Origin of the sequence: Idiomarina aquatica, assembly GCF_003987185.1 — a bacterium.
Taxonomy (GTDB): domain Bacteria; phylum Pseudomonadota; class Gammaproteobacteria; order Enterobacterales; family Alteromonadaceae; genus Idiomarina; species Idiomarina aquatica.
The window spans coordinates 156,670-175,096 of record NZ_PIPS01000002.1 but is presented as its reverse complement, the minus strand read 5'-3'; the positions used below and the strand labels follow the sequence as shown (position 1 = coordinate 175,096).

Genomic DNA, 18,427 nt, shown 5'->3' with positions numbered 1-18,427 from the left:
CTCCTATTTTTTGCGCTCGATTTTTTGCAACAAAGCGGCTATTTCTTTGCGCCGTTCTGCATCCGCCAGGGGTCGTTGTGGCCGTGGCGCCGCCTGCAGCGCCTTATTGGCATACTTGGCCGCTTGCTGATAATCCCCTTGCTCATACCAATAGTCGGCGTAAAAGTAGTTAGGGTCAATGCCATCGGGATTAATTGCCAGCGCTTTTTCCAACAGCTGTCGGGCTTTGTCATCATCGCCAAAACCAAAGGGCCAGCCCGGCACCTTGTAATACAGTGTCCCCAGTGACGCATACGCCGAACCATCCAGCGCCGTTGCATCCAGTTGTAACGCCGTTTCCAGCGCTTTTCTGGCTTCTTTAGCCAGACCTAATGCACTCAATCCCCCGGCAGCTCCCGCGTGTGTACTTTTGATAATACCCAGCCAGATGTGTGCAGCGGCCGACTCCGGTGCCGCTTGAATCCACGCTTTTGCTTGTTGCTCAAGCTCAACGAAGCCCGCTTCCTGCTGTTTCTCCCGGAGCTGATAATTAACCTCGGCCCAGCGCGTTTGCAACGACAATAAGGTGCTATCGTCACTTGCCTGTGCCGATGTCATCATCAAATTCAGACTGAGTGCCAATGTGGTCACGAATGCCAATGTTTTGTTCATGATGGGTTATCCTCAAGTAGTTTATATAAGGTTTGCCGGGCACGACGCAGGCTTCTTGCAACCTGCTCCGGCCACAGTCCGTTGATTCGGGCAAAGGCTTTTTCCGGCCAGCCCAGAGTTTGGCTATGTTGCTGTTGTTCGATCTGCTGAATCACTTGCGCGGCTACCCACTGTGGCGAGTCCTGTGCGGTTTTTAAGCGCTGGTTTAAGCGGCTGATCAACCCGTTATTTAGGTTGGTATGAATAGCGCGTGGCGCACAGTAAAGCAGCGTTACATCGTCCGCCATTAATTCCCGTTGCAGAGCTTCAGAAAACCCACGCAGGCCGAATTTACTGGCGCAGTACAACGACTGACCAGGAAACCCGAGCGCACCAAACACCGAGCCGATGTTCATTACCCAACCATGGTTTGTCCGTAACTGTGGCAGCAGTTGATGAGTTAACAACAGCGGCATTTTTAGATTGGTCTCAATAACGGCTTCAATGTCCTCTGCTGTAGCATCCGCAAACAGACCCTCGTGAGTAACAGCGGCATTATTGATAAGGCCGGTTAGTGGCGTCGACAAAGCCTGTACGCATTCTTGCAACCGCTGTCGGCCGGCTTCGGTGGCTAAATCAGCCGCCACGGCCGTCTGCTTTAATCGAGTTGCTAACGCGCTGAGCTGTTCCGTTGAGCGCGCCACTAATAGCAGGCGCGCGCCGCGCCGACTCAATTGTTCCGCCAGCGCTTGTCCCAAACCGCCGGAAGCGCCGGTTAGTACCAGCGTTTGCGCTGGCCAGTTAACGTCGCTCATCACTGCTCTCCGGCAAGTTCGGGTAGCGCCCGGAACATATCGCCGTAAAGACGATAGACATGGCGAGCCGTCTGCACAATGGCGCGTTGCGCACTGACATCAGTAACCTGATTCATCAGCTTCTCAAAGAACTGAACGTGGTCCTGATCGAGATCACCGTGGGACAGGAGATAACTAAATGCCGATTTGGGCAGCTTCAGTTTGCTTTGAATCGCGCCGGCCGCTTTGGTCGCCAATTGCACACTGGTACCTTCCAGCACATGAGCCATACCAAAGAAAGCGGCTGGATGTTCGCTTTCAATGGCATCATAAACCAACGAAACCATCGCCTGCGTTGAACTATGCGGTACGCCCGCCGCCATCATCTCTGCATTACCGCCACTGGCTTTGATATCATTCAAAATCCAGCGTTCGTGGCCGTACTCCTCGTTGATGTACTCAACAATGGCTTTTCGTAACCACTCCTCACTGAAGGCTAAATGGCTACCACAGCGCATGAGCAGTGGGATGGTATGTTTTACATGATGATAAGCCTGTGTCAGAAACGCCTGATAACGTGGCAGTGTTATTTCCCCCTGTAATGCCTGCTGAATAGCCGGCGCACTCAGCAAGTAAGCTTGTTCGGTTGCCGTTTGTTCACATAATTGGTTAAAAAACATCATTCTTTTCCTCACTGACGTCATGTTAAAAGTGATTGATAAGCTTCAGCGATGGCCGCTCGACGCAAGCGTCCGGTACCGGTCAGTTGCTGATTGCTGACAGAAAAAGGCGCATCCAGCACAAAAAATCGCTGAATACGGGCATAATCGGGTAACTGCTGATTGAGGGCGAGCAATGCCTGGCTGATCAGTTCCTCGTTGCTCTGCGTCGACGCAACGATAAGCGCCGTCAGTGGCAGTGACTCGGAACCAAACACCGCAGCCTGACGCACCGCGGTCGACGTACAAAGCTCAGTTTCAAGCCATTCGGGATCCACATTGCGACCAAACGGTGTGACAATGATGTGTTTGCGGCGACCCCGTATAAAGAGGTTTCCAGCCTCATCAAAATGCCCCAGGTCACCGGTTCTTATGCGTTGCGGGAACCAACTTTCGGGGCTATCCAAGTAACCCAGCATGGTATTCCCGGCAACCACAATCTCGCCGTCATCAATATGAATTTGTGCATGGTTTAACGGCGGCCCGACGCTGCCCGGAACGCATTTCCCCGGCACATTAAGCGTGACAACGGAGCTGAACTCCGACAAGCCATAGCCCTGCAACAGCGGTAACCCCAGCGCCAGCGCACGTCGCTCCAATGTATCGCAGAGACGCGCACCACCCACCGCGAGTAATGAGAACTGCGCTGCGCTCAGGTAGTTTTGCTCAACCCCCGTGACCACCGCCTGCAGTAATGCCGGAGTTAGGATCAAGCTATCCGGCTGATACCGTTTCAGGGCACTAAAAAACGTCGCCGCGGTTAACGATGACGAGCCCTGTAATCCAGTTTGCTCCGGCGTCAGCAACACCACTTCGGCCCCCAACCACAGTGCCAGATAGACACCGGCTATGTTTTCCAGTAACACCGCCAGCGGCATCAGTGACAAGTGCCGCTGAACCGATACACCACTCAGCCGTTGCAATAACGCCTGCAAGGTCCGCAGAATATTGTCTGCCGATAAACACACACCCTTCGGTTCACCGGTGGTTCCGGAGGTGAACGTCACTTTCGCCGTTAACGGCGGTAACCTGACCTCGCCTTCAAGTTGCTGCAACACAAATTGACGTTGTCGGGGACTGAAAAAAGGTGGCATTGGGACGCAGGCGCCGCCAGCAAACAACAGCGCCAGATCCTTGACGATCCACGCCACCGGGTCAGTATCTTCGAGCACATAGACGTTCTGTTGCTGCGTCTGAAGTTGCGCTTGTTGGGCGCGTATTTCAGCCAATAATTCGCCGTAGGTAATGGCAGCGTCTGCGGTTCTGATCGCCACCCGCGGCGGACTTGTCTGCGCGTGTGCCTGCAAGCGTGCCTGAAACTCGGTTATTGACATACGGCACGTCCTTGCTCAACAACGTTAGTCATAGGGCGTTTATGCGCGGTAAACACACCGCCCTGCTTCAGCCAACCCGCCAGCACCAACGGTTGATGCTGGTAGTAATTCCCCCAAAGGTCACGCACCGATTCCGGTAGTGCAGTTGGCCGGGCTTCAGCCAGTTGGGTCAGGACAATACCCTGGCGGGCAAAGTATTTTTGCAAGGCTCGCGTGGCTGTAAAAATCACCGCCGTGCGTCCCAGCGGTTGCAGCGCCTCAATCACGGCGCCAAACAGGCTTGGCAAATAATCCACCGCCACTGCCGCCATAGAACCGACCTCGGCGAGCTGTCCATAGCCGGGCAATGGCCGTCCATCGATACAATAATGTTGAGGGCTTCGATCCAGATAAGCCTGCGAAAACAACACCTGCTGGTCAGCAAATTGAATGCCGCAAGCCGCTACCAGCTTTCCATCGAGGTTATCCGTTTGTTCATCAAATACAGCCAGCAGATGGCTTGGTAATTGCCGTAAACAGGCTTTAAAATTTAACCAGTAGCGCTCGCAAATGAAGGCCTCTACCTGCGAACGTAACGGATGGTCAGGCATAATCCAGTGGTGACGCATGATGAACACTCCTTAACTTAGCGGAGATTGCCGCTAACATCATTCATGTCGCCACTTTATTAAGACAGACTTAAGGAAACCTTAAACTGATTGGGGTGTTACTGGTTGGTATGATCGTTAGAAAGTTCCCGGGTTTCGGTTTTTTTATTAAAAAAACAACACTGCAACCCAAACCACCGCCATAAACAGCAAGGCAAAGAACACGGCTGCTGAGGCAATGTCTTTGGCTCGTCCGCTCAACTCATGAAACTCTGCGCCAACCCGGTCGACAACCGCTTCTATGGCCGAGTTGAGCAACTCAGTGATGAGCAAAATAAACAGACTGGCAAACAACAATAAGCGCTCCGCAAGGGTTGCCTCAACCAGCAACGCGACGGGCACTAACACCAGACACATCAGGCTTTCCTGACGAAATGCAGCCTCGTAACACCAGGCATTTTTAATGCCCCGTAGTGAATTAAAGGTTGCTTTCCAAACTCGTTTAATGCCCGTGTAGCCTGGCTTCATCGAATGCTCCATTGTGCAAATCGTAATTTAGGAACTGACACAAACCCGGTTGCGGCCCTGATGTTTGGCGTGATAAAGCTGCCGGTCGGCGCGACGAATGTTCTCTTCATTACTCTGCTGCGGATTGATGGGCGCTGCGCCCATACTCAGGGTTAATACCGCCAGTTCCGCCTGCTTGTAATGATGCGGTATCGCCAATTCGACCACGCCTTCACGTAATTTCTCCAGCTCGTTATGTACCTGTTCGCCGGAGTCTGCCGGCATGATCAGCGCGAGCTCCTCGCCGCCATAGCGATAGACGTTGGCTGATGTCTCGCCCACCAGTCGGGCAGCTATCTTTTTAAGTGCCTGATCACCGGCCTCATGACCATAATTGTCATTATAGGGTTTGAACTCATCAATATCCGCCATGATTAAATAATGACCTTGCGTGCTATTTTTGACAGCCGCCAAGTCACGGTCAAAGGCACGTCGGTTCAGCAGTCCCGTTAAACCATCCAGGTATGCCATGGCATCCAATTGTTTATTCGCTTCAGCCAGTTCAGCGGTGCGCGCCTCAACCTGCTGCTCCAAGTCATTCTGCGCCGCTAAAAATCGTGTGGCCATGGTTTTAAAGGCATCCAGAGCCTGCTTCACTTCTCCACGCGCATTAATATCATCGGCCTGTCGCGCCAATGCATCATGGTAATTGCGTTGCCCCATCAGTGAAGCTACCGTCGCCACCTCCTGCAACGGCTTACTCACTTCCCGACGAACCAGTAAATAGGTCATCAGCAAGGTTAGCAACACCAGTCCGATACCTGCGGCGACCAGTCGTAATGGCAACACCATTGCTTGCTTACGAATTTCTGCCAGCGGGTACACGGTTACGTGCCACCAGTCAGGACCCGCGATTTTATCGATGATCATCAGTTGTTCACTGCGGTCACTTTCGATCACTGCCGGGTTCTCGGTAAAGGCGTTGTCGGCAATCACATCATTGACCGCCTGAAATAGTGGCTCCTGGTAATTGTCAGCAGTTAACGTTGCTCGATCCTGCATCTGTTCTGTCGACAAATTGGAGGCCGCAATGAGATCGCCGCGTGCATTCAGCACCATGTGCTCAGAGTTTAGGCGTTTTCGCTGGGTTAAATCCGTTAACAGACTACCAAGCTCAATATCAAAGCTGGCGTTTGCCAGATGCTGCCCCTTCAGATCAATAGGCCGTTGGTAGGTGATGGTCCAGACATCCGCTGAAATATCATGATACAAGCCAGTCCAATTTGGCGCACGTTGGGGGTTCTCGCTCTGCAGCGTCGACTTGACCACGGAAAAATCGGTAATGACCAAATCTTTATCCGCCAGCAACCCCCAGGGAGACTCTGGTGAATACAGAATGAGGACATTTTCAGGCATAGAAAAATGTGTGTTGCCGACCACATTTTGCCAAGCCGGACCCAGCGCGTTCAGCGTATATTGAGCGGCGATAACGCGAGTTTTCAGTTCGTCGGTCAGAGGTTGTTCTCGGGGACCAAGAAACGCACTCAAGTGTTGAAAATGGCTTTGCTCAACCGCAATGCCGCGATTGAACTCCGGCTTTAAACGCACCACCCCGGGCGAGGTTTCTTCATACCATTGATTAAAGTGTTGTAACGGTTGGTGTGCGCCGTTTAGCAACTGATACCGTTGTAAAAACTGTTCAGTCAGAATTTCGCCGTGCTGCTCAATGCGCCGGAACAACGCCTGATTAAGTTCAAGGGTTGGCTTTAAATCCTGTTGTAACAGTTCGATGACGCGTTTGCGGGCATCGTTGTAGGTGGTAATAAAAGTAATCGCTGACGCCACCACCACAATTGAAATAGCCCAAATACTGATTTTCAGCAATAACGCGGTGGTAAGGCGCTCGCGTCGTTGCAACCGTCGTTGTTGTTGTCTTCGTTCCATGACCAGAAAATGTTTTATTTAACCCAACAACTAGTCTACACAAATGCTAATATTAGGCATACTAATAACAACAATAAACTGCCGAGAAACGTTATGAAAGAAATAAAATGGGGGTTAGTGTTTGCCGTCGCCATCATTATCTGGATGCTGATTGAGCGGGCTAGCGGGCTACATTCCGATAATATCGAGTACCATGCAATTGTCACCAACCTATTCGCGGTTGTTGCCATTGTTATTTATATCTTGGCGTTACGCGACAAACGTTCCTCCTTGCCTGACGGAAAAATGTCATGGCGGCAGGGGTTTGTCAGTGGTTTGAAAATCTCGGTCGTCGTCGCGGTTTTATCGCCCTTAGTGCAACTGCTGGTACACTCGGTGATATCACCGGAATTTTTTCCTAATATGCGGGAATACGCAGTGACATCGGGGATGATGAGTGAAACCCGGGCTAATCAATATTTCAGCCTGCTGACTTACTCATTTCAGTCTGCGGTGTGGGCGTTAGGGATGGGCGTCATTACCAGTGCCGTAGTGGCAGTCTTTCTAAAACGCCAGTAACCCGCGCCGATGGCGCAGGTTACCGGTAATAATCAGCGGCTCAGAAGTTTACCGTTACCCCAACCCACAGGTTACGGGCTTTGTCTTTAACGTTGTAATCATCCGTAAAAACAACCTCACTGACAGCGCCCCGACCGGTGACATACTCGTAGTCACCGTCACCGTCAAGGTCGGTGTATGTGGTTGAATAGGTGGTAAAATCGCGATCCAGCAGGTTATTGATGCGTACGTTTATCTGCGTGTACGGATTGAGTTGATAACTGGCGCCTAAATTCAACAAACTGTAGTTTTCAAAGTACTGTTGCTGTTCAGTCACGTTATCGTAGCCACGGTATCGATCCGACCGCAGCTCGCCTTGCAAGTACACACGCAACGGCTCACTGGCACGCCACTCTAGCCACATATTGGCCATGTGTTCGGCGGTATTGGTCAGCGGCTGCCCGGCCTGAGCGCCGGTCACCTGCTCGCTGTCTGTCCAGGTGTAATTACCGCGCAAACTCCAGCTGTTACTCAACGCATAGCGGCCGGCAACTTCAACCCCCTGCACGTCGACGCGATCAATGTTAATCACCTGACTGAAACTGTCGTAGCCCAATTGCTGATACTGACCCAAGTTGACACAAGGTCGCTCTCCCGCCGTCACCTCGCAACTTTGAACCGTATCGCCACGGGCAATTTTGTCGTCAAAACGGGTGTTAAAATAAGTTATATTAACGCTATGGTCAGCGCCCGCCGCGTTCCAGTAAAGCGCTAACTCTGAGTTGACGCTGGTTTCTGGCTCAAGTTCTGGATTACCGGCAAAGGGAATCGTGCCCTGTCCGCCAAAACCGGTGATACCGTCATACAAGTCAGTGGTCTTTGGCGTTTTGTAGCCGGTGCTGACACCGCCTTTTAACGTCCACTCAGAGGACAGGTTGTAGACACCATAGAGCCGGGGCGAAACCTGGCTGCCAAACACATCATGATGATCGTAACGAACCCCTGCGGTCAGCGTAAAATCCGCCACCGGCATCCAGTTGTCTTCCGCAAACAGCGAGTACATCTGTTGCTCCTGAACCGCGCCGGCCATGCCTTGCTCGAGTCCAAATACGCCATCTTTCAATTCGCCGTCAATTAGCTGCCCGCCCAACACCAGGTTATGGTGACCGGCAAGGTTTTCCAGCGGAATATCAACCCGCACATCAACGGTGTATTGGCTGCTTTGCAACGGCCGCGCAGGACGTGGCAAGAACGTTTGCTCGGCAAGTTGGCGGCGTTGCGGTTCGCTCAAACCACGGTAGTCACCGGTACCATCGTACATCTGTTGTAACAGCAAACGTTCGGCAACACTGAGCGGCAACGTGCGTCCATTATTCTCAGTATCGACATAAGACAACGCCATCCTGGTCGAAGCCATCGACCAATCCGCATCATAAATCAGCGACCACCAACGGCGGTCATAACTTTGATCTTCGGCATAGCCTGCCCGCGGCGCTACCGTTCCGCCCCGTGCCTGCCAGATTGACTCAATGCTGTCCTTGGTACCCAGCGGATAGGTGATGGTATCGGTTTCAAGGTCATAGCTTGGGCTGTTATCGTACGACTGATGGGAATCATCGTAGTTAAACTTAATGTGCTGATTGGCGACGGGTGTATAAGAAAGAGAGAAACCGTAGTGTTCGTCACTGTTATCGACCGTACGACCACCACTACCAAAGCCCAACTGCCGCACATGCACGACACCATTAGGGTCAACCGCCGGTTCAAATTCAGGGCTGGACGCCTGTTGATCGTACAAGCTGCCACGCAACCCCAACGTGAGCTTATCCTTAATCAACGGCCCACTTAGGCTGAAATCGGAGGTAAAATCATCGCCGAAATCATCATTGCTTTGTACACTGCGGCCAAAACTGACGGACCCTGTCCACTCATTGGTGTGTTTTTTGGTGATCACGTTGATGACACCACCGAGCGCATCCGCGCCATATAAGGTTGAAGCCGGACCACGGATCACCTCAATACGATCGATAGCTGCCAGAGGCGGGATATGATTAAACGCGTTACCGCCAAAGTTGTTGGGATAGATATCACCGTGATTATTTTGCCGTACGCCGTCCACCAGAATCAGCGTATATTCGCCGGTTAAACCGCGCATACTGATACTGCCCTGACCGGTTTTATCCCGTGATGTACCAATATCGATGCCTTCCTGAAATTTGACCGCATCCAACAGTGAAGTAAACGCGCGTAATCGGATTTCCTCATTGGTAATGACCGAAATACTGGCCGGTGCTTCCGTTAACTTTTGCTCAAACCCGGACGCGGTGACCACCATTCGTTCCATCTCCTGGCTGTCGATAGTGCCGTCATCTGCCACAACCGTCGTCGCTACAAAATTGGCCGCTAACGCCAGTGTCAGAGCACTGGGCATAAAGTGTTTCATTGGTTCAATCCCTTTGTCGTTATGATAGTGAGCGACATTCTACTGGGAGAACAAAATAACGTAAATGCGAATTATTCCTATTTGTATTGATATTTTTTAACAGCTGTTTTTATGAATACTTAACACTAAGCTCTAGAGGGTATGGCTGTATAACACCCACACACCAATAACGATCAATGTCAAACCACCACCAATCTCGGCACGGTGGCCCAACCACCGACTGACGACCCGGCCGACCAATACACCGATGGTGACCATAATGGTGGTAGCCGCACCAATCAGTCCGGCGGCAAGCCAAATATTGACGTCCATAAAGGCGAGCGTGATACCGACCGTCAACGCATCAATGCTGGTGCCAATGGCGGTGAGTATCAATTTAAACAGCGGCGTGGCGGGCGCGTTATCAGGGTCATTATCAAGCCCTGGTTTACACCCTTCGTAGATCATATGCAGACCAAGGAGTGTCAGCAACGCAAACGCCAGCCAATGATCCCAGGCTTGCACATAACCTTTAGCGGAGTAGCCAATCAGCCAGCCGATCAATGGCGTTGTTCCTTCAATCACACCGAACAACACACCAATTTTCAGCGCCTGACTGAACTTCGGCTTGCGTAGCGCAGCGCCCTTTCCAATTGCCGCGGCAAAGGCGTCAGTGGACATGGCAAAAGCAAGTAAGATAAGCGCAACAGAGCTCATGAGGATTTATTCCACCCAATAAAAAACGCGCCGCATTCTAGCACAAACGGCTTTACTCCACGGACATCACCTTTCAGGTAATACCAAGTCCCCTCGTGGTTGACGAAGTCGGAGTGTTCTTCCATAAAACCAACCGAGCCCTGTTCACGGTAAAATGCTCTGAAATGGACTTTGCCGGTTGTCAATGATTGTGATGCGGACACAACCTGAAGCTTTATCCATTGAGGGTTGTCCGATAAATCCAGTGTCGCAGGACGGGTACGGGGATGCCAGGTGGCGAGCAAATAATCAGTGAGGGTTAGCACAAACGCACTGTAACGTGAACGCATCAGCTGTTCAGGGCGATCCGCTTGCACACGACCATTATGCAGCGGCTGACAACATTGCCGATAAGGGAACTCAGAACCGCAATAGCATTGCCGTTGGGATGTTAAGTCAGACATAAAAAAACAAACTGTGGAAAAAATATCGCCACAGTTTGCCAGTTAGTTGCTTTTTTTTCTACTTATCTTCCAGGTAAGCCTCAGCCCGCAACCACAATTCCGATGGCACACACCTAAGTGTAGCAGCTATCTTCATCACCGAGGAAACAGAAGGGTTCGCTGTCCCGCGCTCGACTCGTGAGATAAACGAACGAGCCATGTCAGCTCCATTTGCGAGTTGCTCCTGTGACAACCTACACTCCACTCGCTTCACTTTTACTGCCATACCAAACGCTGTTTTAATATCAATACACATAAAGGTTTTTCAGCCGACAATAAACAGAGTTTATGATCCCATCTTCATAAAATTGAGGGAACGCTCAATACAATACCGCCTGACTCATATAGGTACAAAACACCAAAGCTTGAGTTTTATCAATGCAAAAAATCGAATTAAACGATCTTTATAGCTGACAATGAAACAAAATATAACATTTTATTTACACCAACCTAGTAATAGCCGTTGTAGTTGTTTTCGTTTGCGTTTACCCTTCGCCTTTGTCAAAGCCTATAGCCAGTAATTACTATGCCGATTAATCGAGCACTGCTTTTATCCATATTGACCAATATCGCACTCCTTGCGATGTTGTTGGGCGCAGCAGGTTTCGTTAATCAGGTTGTCTTAAAAGAATCCACGCTACCCGTGCTTACCGCCTTGGGCTCAGCGCCCGGTTTGTTTATTGGCGCCAGTTTGATCTTCATCACATTAAATAAAACCTTGTTGGCCCGACTTTGCGGTTTATGTTGCGCCGCCTACGCGCTGTTGCTCTGGTTTGGGGGGTTACAGGCCGTATCGGCGCAGTTTCACCAACCTCCCGACGTAATGATTGTAAACCTATTGCTGGTCGGCATTTATTTCGCGACCTTTCGAATGCACCGATTAAGTTGGCCACAGGCAATCGTTACCGCCAGCTTCGGCATAGTTCTCGGTTGTACGGCGCTGGCAGAAATCTGGTTTACCGATCACAAATTAATCGCCGCCAACAATATTTTCGAGCTCAGTATCTTCGCGTTGATGATCGTGCTGATTGCCATCGCAATAGTCATCGCTCATCTGTTGTCTGGACGAACCCAACTATCGCGCTCGGCAGTGGCCTGGTTTCCGGCGTTGTTGGTACAAAGCGTTGCTATTTCGTTTTGGGTGTATCTTACTGCGGCGGAGCTCAGTGATATTCAGCAACGCGGTATACTCTCCATACAACAAACCGGAGAGGCGCTGGACAAGACCATTGCGCATAACGAGGCATTACTGGCCCGCTATGCCGAACGGGTTGTCAGTAACCGCGAGGCTCCGCATTACGTTCTGTATAATGATGCGTTAAGGTTGCAAAAGGATGCCAGTAATATTGATGCCATCAGCATCGTTCAAAATGACAACATCATCTGGCAAAGCCCGAGCGAATCCGACCAAAACTATGAGCACATTGCCACGCCATTTTATCAGCGCTGGTTAAGCACGATTGATGCCGGTTTTAAACTCACGCTCGATCGCCAGGCATCCCTGCCGACAGCGCTGATGGCTGCAAAGCTTGCACTACCGGAAACTCGCTCCTTTATTATCTTTCACCTGGACGTCGCCAGGTCGATGGCGTCGATCAGCGATTCCTATTTTGATGTGTTCACAAAAATCGTTCGAATTGGCAACAACACCTACATCAGTGACGAACCTGATGCACTGAATAGCGAGCAGTCGCTCTGGTTGATCGAAAACAGCAGTGTCGTGGTGCAGCGTCAGTATCAGCTCGAGGTCGGCTACCCACTAACCATCTATGCGGTTCTGGCACGCCCGGGACTCATCTCCAGTTCGGTCAAGATGCATCAGTTGATATTGTTGTCCGGTTTTATTTTCGCCATCGTTCTGACCTTCGCGCTGATGTCGAATCGGCGTCTGCAGATACTGGCGACGCAGGATACTGTCACGCGCCTATTTCGTCGTCCGCATTTAGAAAAACTCCTGCAACAGGCCATCGACTCCCGTAACGCAAGCGGTTGGGTATTGTTCATCGATCTGGATGGCTTTAAGCCCATTAATGACAGCCTCGGCATCAGTACCGGAAATCAGGTATTGGTTGCCATTGCCGAACGGCTAAAACAACGGGCACCGAAAAAAAGCAGCATTGCTCGTTTTAGCAGTGATGAGTTCATTGTTTTCGTTCACCGTGCCGATGCGTTTAACATCGACGCCTTATGTCAGTCGATGCTGGCAACCATTCGCGAAAAACTGACCATTCAGGGTTTCACCCTCCACCTGACCGCCAGTATCGGCGTTTACGCGGTTGATCGTCACACTCATTCAGCAAGCGAGGCCATTCAATCCGCCGATGTCGCCATGACGGCAGCTAAAGAGCTTGGCGGCAACAATTATCGACTTTTCAACGTCGACATGGCAAAACACTATCAGCGCTCTTTGACCTTACGGAATGAATTGCAGGACGCCTTAGATGCGAGCGAACTTCGCGTCTTTTATCAGCCGATTGTCGCCGCAACTGACGGCCGCATTGTCGCGGTCGAAGCTCTGGCTCGCTGGTATAAAGCGGATGGTTCGGTGGTGCCGCCAGCGCTGTTTATTCCGCTCGCCGAACAAACGGGCCAAATCAAACAGCTTTCCGAGTGGGTACTTTTGCAAGCCATGACTGATCTTGCTGAGTTATCAAAGCAACACTCATTGACCCTGTCCGTCAATATTTCTGCGCACCATTTTCATGTTTCGGACATGCCTCTGGAGTTGCAAAAATTGGCAACCAAAACCGGTTTTGCACTCAAGCAACTCTGTATCGAAATCACTGAAAGCGTGTTTATTCGCGATCTGCACTTTATCAATCAACAGCTCAACCGGCTTCGTGATCAGGGAATAAAGATTGCGATTGACGACTTTGGTACCGGATACTCAAGCTTGTCTTACTTAAATACTCTGCCGGTAGATACCCTTAAGATCGATCGCGCTTTCACTATGCAGGTAGAGCAGTCAGAGGGGCACTACCCGTTGGTCAGTTCGATCATCACACTTGCCCACTCTGTGGGCAAACGCATCGTCATTGAAGGGATAGAAACCCAAGTCCAGGCCCATTACTTCGGCGCCGCGGGCTGCCAGTATCTGCAGGGCTTTGGCTACGCTAAGCCCATGCCACTGGATGATCTAAGCGCATTACTGCAGCGCGGTCCCTTGCTGAATATTAACGATCCAGCGGATGGCGTAAATCAGTGATAGCTCATCACTAAATTTCTGCCGGCAGCTTTGCTTTTATATAGCGCAACGTCTGCGTTTTTTACGGCACAATTAAAGGTTTCACCGGACTTAAGCTGTGCCACACCGATGCTGGCGGTTACCGTCAGTGAATCGCCAATCACCTGCTCCCAACCATAACTCTCGATGGTTTTGCGAATTCGTTCGGCAACCTCGCGCGCCTGAACGATGGAGGTGCCCGGTAGCAACAGCAGAAACTCTTCCCCCCCCCCAGCGCGCCACCAAATCACCGGGGCGTATGGAGTTTTCCAGCAGTTTGGCGGTATCTTCCAAAATTTTATCGCCCGTACTGTGGCCCTGAAGGTCATTGATCATTTTAAATCGATCCAGGTCGATCAATGCCACGCTCAGCGCGTGGTTGTGTTTTTCGACACGTTTCATCAGGCTATTAACAATATCGCCCATATGACGACGGTTGAACAGACCGGTCAAGGGATCCCGCGAGGCGGCGAATTTAAGCTGTTGCTGCGCGAGACCAATGGTTTTGACGTAGAAAAAAGCGAGGTAACTGAACATGGCAAATACCACGCTGAAGTTAAACACGTTAACCATTGACAACGCCGCTGATGGCACAGGCTGTAACGGACTTAGCACCTGCATCATTAAATAAAGACCAATGTAATAGCCCCAGAGCATGAGCAGCATAATAATGGCGCGTTTACGGGTGGAGGTAACCGGTAAAATCGGTACGAACATCAGCAGGAAATAATGAAAGCCGCTGTCCCAGCCGATCAACAGCGTCCCCAACGCGGAATGTCCGATAACTTCGCCCCAGATCAGCAGGCTGCCAAGTTCATTCCGCCGATACTTGTAAGCAAAATAGCCACCGGCATACATCAGCACGCTAAGAACATTTATCCAGGCAAGGATTGGCGAATTAAGCCAGAGAAAAAGCACAAAGAACGCAATATCAACGGATCCGGCGATAATGCAGCAGCGTTGTGCGACCCGCCAGAATTGGGGGCGTTCGGTATGATGTACTGCGTCCATGCAAAGGTCTCTAATGTTCCTAACAAATGCTGTTAAAACAAACTAAAACAGTCGCTTAGCATCTATCATTAACAAAAAATAATCAATTCTTTTTTTCAAAATGATAAGGCTCAGACCGAACAAATTGACCACTTAAAGGTTCGGTCTGAGTTGTAAAGGCAGCGCCTCATCGAGCCGTATAACCACCATCAATCACCAGCTCAGCGCCGGTCACAAATTTGGACTCGTCCGACGCCAGATACACGATACCGTGGGCAATATCGTCCGGTTCACCGACATGCCCCAGTGGATGCAACGTATCCAGATGTGCTCGAAAGGCCTGTTCACCCTCCGCCGAGGCTTGTGCCAGTTTTTGCACCAACGGCGTCCAGATAAACCCAGGATGCACGGAATTGACCCGAATTTTATCCTTGGCATAAAGTAACGCGTCGTTCTTACTCATCAACGTAACGGCCCCTTTTGAGGCATGATACGGTGGCAGGTCAGCAGCACCGACAATGCCGTATATCGACGACAGATTGATGATGCTACCACCGCCCGCTTTCTTCATGGTTGGAATCACATGCTTGGTGCAGTAAAAAACACCACGAACATTAATGTCCATAACCTGATCCCATTCGTCTTTGGTGATTTCATGGGTCGGTTTGTTAACCCCGGCAATACCCGCGTTATTTACCAATACATCGATGCGTCCAAAGGCTGCGGCAATATCCGCAAACACACGATTGACCCTTTTCTCGTCCGCCGTGTCCAAATGCCAGTAACCGGCCTTGCCACCTTCGGCTTCAATTTCATTAACCAGCTTTTTACCGTCATCATCAGCTATGTCCGTAACGGCAACTTGTGCGCCTTCTCGGGCAAGTGCCAGACAGGTAGCACGGCCAATACCTAAGCTACCACCGGTAACGATAGCGACTTTATTCTCAACCCTTTTCATCCTCCGTCTCCTCTCGGTCAACAACCGAATTGAGTATGGCTGAGAATCTCAAAATTAGGCAAGCATGTACCCGGTATCGGATCAATCTTTATTCGTTAAATACCAAAGTCATCGAAGCGAATACGGTTGCGCGGCACACCAAGTTCGGCCAGCCCGGTGAGCGTTGCTTTTAACATCGCTGGCGGTCCACAGACATAAACATCAACACGATTTAGGTCTTCCTCAGCAAGCCACTGCAGCGCAACATCATGCACATAGCCAACCGCCCCATCCCATTCATCGCCTTCCTCGGCCTCAGACAGCACCGGTGTATAAGACAACCCTGCGGTCATTTCAAACGATTCCCGATAGCACAGTTCACGTACGTTGCGCGCACCATAAAAAAACACGCAACGGCGCGGTTGCTCGCTGGCAAGCTCCGTTTGCATCAGCGAGCGTAATGGCGCCACCCCCGCGCCGCCGCCGATAAACAATTGCGTACGGTCATTTGCCTCGGTCAGCAGGAAGTCGCCGAAAGGTCCCAGCGCCTCGATTTCTGCTCCCACACCCAAACCACACAGGTAGTTAGAACCGACACCCGGCGGTATACCGTCACCCGGAGCATCAATCCTGCGTACCGTAAACACCAGTTGTTTGCCGTCAGGGCGATTCGCCATGGAGTAATAGCGCGTTATGACGTCATTACTGTGAGGAATTTGAAACTGCATAAACTGACCGGCCGCATACTCCAACGCCACCGAACTGACGAACGTCAACTCCGTCATCGTCGGTGTCAGTTGACGGCGTCGTTCTAACCTCAGCGTCACTGACCTAACCGACTGCTGCAATGGTGCCACGTCGTAAGCGGTTGAAACCTTGTGCTGACAAGACAGACGTACACCATCAGCCAGTTCATCGGGCCGCAATAACGCTCGCTCAGCGGCTGTCGCGACCGGTAAATCATCACCCCGCAGGTTCACTTTGCACAATCCACAGGTACCGCCCCCTCCGCAATCACTGGCAACGGGCTGTTGTTGCTGCTGAAAATATTCCAACCAGGTGCGGTTCCGGCGCGGATTAAAATCGCCCTTTGCAACATTTCTGCCGAGTAACAGTAAGCCCGACAACGAGAACCAAAGCGCCAGCAGACCCGCCGTCCAAATCAACAAATGGTTAAAGCTGCGGCCGCCACTGTAATCCATAAAATGCAGACGAAAGGCCCAGTCGGCGATGGCCCACGGCGTATTGCGATGCTCGACGACGCGCGCGGACGCGGCATCAACATAGATTCGAGTATTTAAATCGTCCGCCATGTCGACGCGAAAACCAGCACCCTGCCAGCCCTTCACTTCGTCACTGCCGCTAACCGCCGACACACGCTTCAACTGACCGGGGCCGTCATAACTGCTCAATGCCAGCTCGGTTGCCAATGTCGTGTCGGTCTCCCAAGGTTGACCCGTGTTGGCATCGATAAACAGCCTCTGTTCGGCCAACGTCACCTGATACTGCCCTTTACCTGAGACATTCACCAGTTTGATTGAATGAGCAGAAGGAAACCGGTCGTGCATCTCAGTAAAGTCAATCGCCACTTCGGCTTGATTCAGCCGCTCAGAGACAGCGCCGGTCTTGTATTGATGACCCGACATCGCGTGGTGCCCCATGAAACTGAAGAACAACCCGCTCACCAGCCACAGCAACACCTGCACTACCAGGATTAAGCTCACCCAACGGTGCAACCACTGCATAAAACGCATCATTGGGGTCCTCCGGCGGGCTTTGTTTTAAAACGAACCGTATAAACCAACAACACAGTACCCGTTATCAGCAAAATAAAAGTGCCGATAATAAAGGCTTTTAGCCACCAGGTTTCAATATCCACCCGCTCGTCGTAATCCATAATGTGCAACATCCAGAAGATGTCGAATCCCCGCCAGAACGTATGTCGCTTGACCAGTAACTCACCGGTGGTGTCCGACAAATACAGACTGGTGTTACCAAAATCATCATAATTGACCTGCCAAACCGGCAATAAACGAGGGCTAATTTCTGCCGGTGGGTTATCCGTCAGATAGGTCACGGACTCAATGGATGACTGGCTCTGCGCATAATAACGATTCGCAAGTGCGCGGATATCCCGCTCGGAAATGTCGATAACCGCTAAGGACTCAGCATCGATCAATAATTGGCCGCTTGTTGTGTCAATGCTGTAAACCTTGCGCAGGCGATCATTAAGCCAACGGGTTTCCAACGCCATTGATTGTGCATCCGGATAACGCGCTAACACCTTATCCAAACTCGCAACCTTGCCCTCGCGCGGCAAGGATTCACGGATATCTCTGACCAAATGATCGCCGTGAATATAGTCTAAATCAAAAAAGACCATGTAGGCCCCGCTGATAGCCCAGATGACCATCTGCAAACCAAAAATTAACGATAGCCAGCGGTGCCAGACCCGCCAACGGCTTACTCGTGTGTTTTGCACGCTGTTATTCCTCAAACGACAAATAAAAAGGCTGTCGCCTCACGACAGAAGCGACAGCCAATCGGTTTATCAGAAGCTGTAACGTACTTTAAGATACTATTGAAATTATAACAAATCGCGTA

Annotated in this window: 17 protein-coding genes and 1 pseudogene; 2 read left to right on the top strand and 16 right to left on the bottom strand. The window is 51.0% G+C overall.

Features of this window, described 5'->3' with window-relative positions; all coding sequences use genetic code 11:
- Positions 1–3: 3 nt before the first annotated feature.
- From CWE23_RS07720 to CWE23_RS07690, 7 genes are all read right to left on the bottom strand, one after another.
- A complete protein-coding gene (locus CWE23_RS07720; RefSeq protein ID WP_126819938.1) occupies positions 4–651 on the bottom strand; it encodes a tetratricopeptide repeat protein in 648 nt (215 codons plus the stop codon).
- Positions 648–1,445, bottom strand: coding sequence for an SDR family oxidoreductase (locus CWE23_RS07715; RefSeq protein WP_126819937.1), 798 nt, complete (start codon positions 1,443–1,445; stop codon positions 648–650). The genes CWE23_RS07720 and CWE23_RS07715 overlap by 4 nt, the downstream gene beginning before the upstream one ends.
- Positions 1,445–2,107 (bottom strand): iron-containing redox enzyme family protein, encoded by a 663-nt coding sequence (locus CWE23_RS07710; RefSeq protein WP_126819936.1) that lies wholly within the window; start codon positions 2,105–2,107, stop codon positions 1,445–1,447. The genes CWE23_RS07715 and CWE23_RS07710 overlap by 1 nt, the downstream gene beginning before the upstream one ends.
- A gap of 17 nt (positions 2,108–2,124) precedes the next feature.
- Positions 2,125–3,477 carry an AMP-binding protein gene (locus CWE23_RS07705; RefSeq protein ID WP_126819935.1) on the bottom strand — a complete coding sequence of 451 codons (1,353 nt, stop codon included), beginning with the start codon at positions 3,475–3,477 and terminating at the stop codon, positions 2,125–2,127.
- Complete coding sequence (locus CWE23_RS07700) at positions 3,468–4,085, bottom strand: thermostable hemolysin (RefSeq protein ID WP_126819934.1); 618 nt, start codon at positions 4,083–4,085, stop codon at positions 3,468–3,470. Before CWE23_RS07700 ends, CWE23_RS07705 begins: the two co-directional genes overlap by 10 nt.
- Before the next feature lie 147 nt (positions 4,086–4,232).
- Positions 4,233–4,592 carry a diacylglycerol kinase gene (locus CWE23_RS07695; RefSeq protein ID WP_105306704.1) on the bottom strand — a complete coding sequence of 120 codons (360 nt, stop codon included), beginning with the start codon at positions 4,590–4,592 and terminating at the stop codon, positions 4,233–4,235.
- 27 nt (positions 4,593–4,619) lie between these two features.
- Positions 4,620–6,515, bottom strand: a complete 1,896-nt coding sequence (locus CWE23_RS07690) for a GGDEF domain-containing protein (protein ID WP_126819933.1) — start codon at positions 6,513–6,515, stop codon at positions 4,620–4,622.
- A 93-nt stretch (positions 6,516–6,608) separates the two neighbouring features.
- Here CWE23_RS07690 and CWE23_RS07685 point away from each other — a divergent pair, with 93 nt between their 5' ends.
- Positions 6,609–7,073: a DUF4199 domain-containing protein gene (locus CWE23_RS07685; RefSeq protein ID WP_126819932.1), complete on the top strand. Its 465-nt coding sequence runs from the start codon at positions 6,609–6,611 to the stop codon at positions 7,071–7,073.
- Positions 7,074–7,113: 40 nt separating this feature from the next.
- Here CWE23_RS07685 and CWE23_RS07680 read toward each other — a convergent pair whose 3' ends face one another.
- From CWE23_RS07680 to CWE23_RS07665, 4 genes are all read right to left on the bottom strand, one after another.
- Positions 7,114–9,495: a TonB-dependent receptor domain-containing protein gene (locus CWE23_RS07680; protein WP_241970583.1), complete on the bottom strand. Its 2,382-nt coding sequence runs from the start codon at positions 9,493–9,495 to the stop codon at positions 7,114–7,116.
- 132 nt (positions 9,496–9,627) lie between these two features.
- Positions 9,628–10,191: a manganese efflux pump MntP gene (locus CWE23_RS07675; protein WP_126819931.1), complete on the bottom strand. Its 564-nt coding sequence runs from the start codon at positions 10,189–10,191 to the stop codon at positions 9,628–9,630.
- Positions 10,188–10,634, bottom strand: coding sequence for a YchJ family protein (locus tag CWE23_RS07670; RefSeq protein WP_126819930.1), 447 nt, complete (start codon positions 10,632–10,634; stop codon positions 10,188–10,190). Before CWE23_RS07670 ends, CWE23_RS07675 begins: the two co-directional genes overlap by 4 nt.
- Positions 10,635–10,692: 58 nt before the next feature.
- Positions 10,693–10,899, bottom strand: coding sequence for a helix-turn-helix domain-containing protein (locus CWE23_RS07665; RefSeq protein ID WP_241970608.1), 207 nt, complete (start codon positions 10,897–10,899; stop codon positions 10,693–10,695).
- 300 nt (positions 10,900–11,199) lie between these two features.
- On the opposite strand from CWE23_RS07665, the gene CWE23_RS07660 reads away from it, so the two are divergent.
- The gene (locus CWE23_RS07660) at positions 11,200–13,878 is read left to right on the top strand and encodes a putative bifunctional diguanylate cyclase/phosphodiesterase (RefSeq protein WP_126819929.1); all 2,679 of its coding nucleotides are present in this window, start codon (positions 11,200–11,202) and stop codon (positions 13,876–13,878) included.
- Here the strand turns inward: CWE23_RS07660 and CWE23_RS13995 are convergent.
- The 5 genes and pseudogenes from CWE23_RS13995 to CWE23_RS07640 all read right to left on the bottom strand — a co-directional run bounded on the left by CWE23_RS13995 (position 13,872) and on the right by CWE23_RS07640 (position 18,305).
- Entirely contained in the window at positions 13,872–14,225 is a 354-nt protein-coding gene (locus tag CWE23_RS13995; protein WP_420809957.1) for a GGDEF domain-containing protein, read from the bottom strand. The genes CWE23_RS07660 and CWE23_RS13995 overlap by 7 nt on opposite strands.
- Positions 14,140–14,433: pseudogene (locus tag CWE23_RS13990) on the bottom strand (GGDEF domain-containing protein); the annotation flags it as partial. The pseudogene CWE23_RS13990 and the gene CWE23_RS13995, both read right to left, overlap by 86 nt.
- 640 nt (positions 14,434–15,073) lie before the next feature.
- Positions 15,074–15,844 carry an SDR family NAD(P)-dependent oxidoreductase gene (locus tag CWE23_RS07650; protein ID WP_126819928.1) on the bottom strand — a complete coding sequence of 257 codons (771 nt, stop codon included), beginning with the start codon at positions 15,842–15,844 and terminating at the stop codon, positions 15,074–15,076.
- Positions 15,845–15,939: 95 nt separating this feature from the next.
- Entirely contained in the window at positions 15,940–17,580 is a 1,641-nt protein-coding gene (locus CWE23_RS07645) for a PepSY domain-containing protein (RefSeq protein ID WP_126819927.1), read from the bottom strand.
- A complete protein-coding gene (locus tag CWE23_RS07640) occupies positions 17,577–18,305 on the bottom strand; it encodes a PepSY domain-containing protein (protein WP_126819926.1) in 729 nt (242 codons plus the stop codon). Before CWE23_RS07640 ends, CWE23_RS07645 begins: the two co-directional genes overlap by 4 nt.
- Positions 18,306–18,427: the final 122 nt, after the last annotated feature.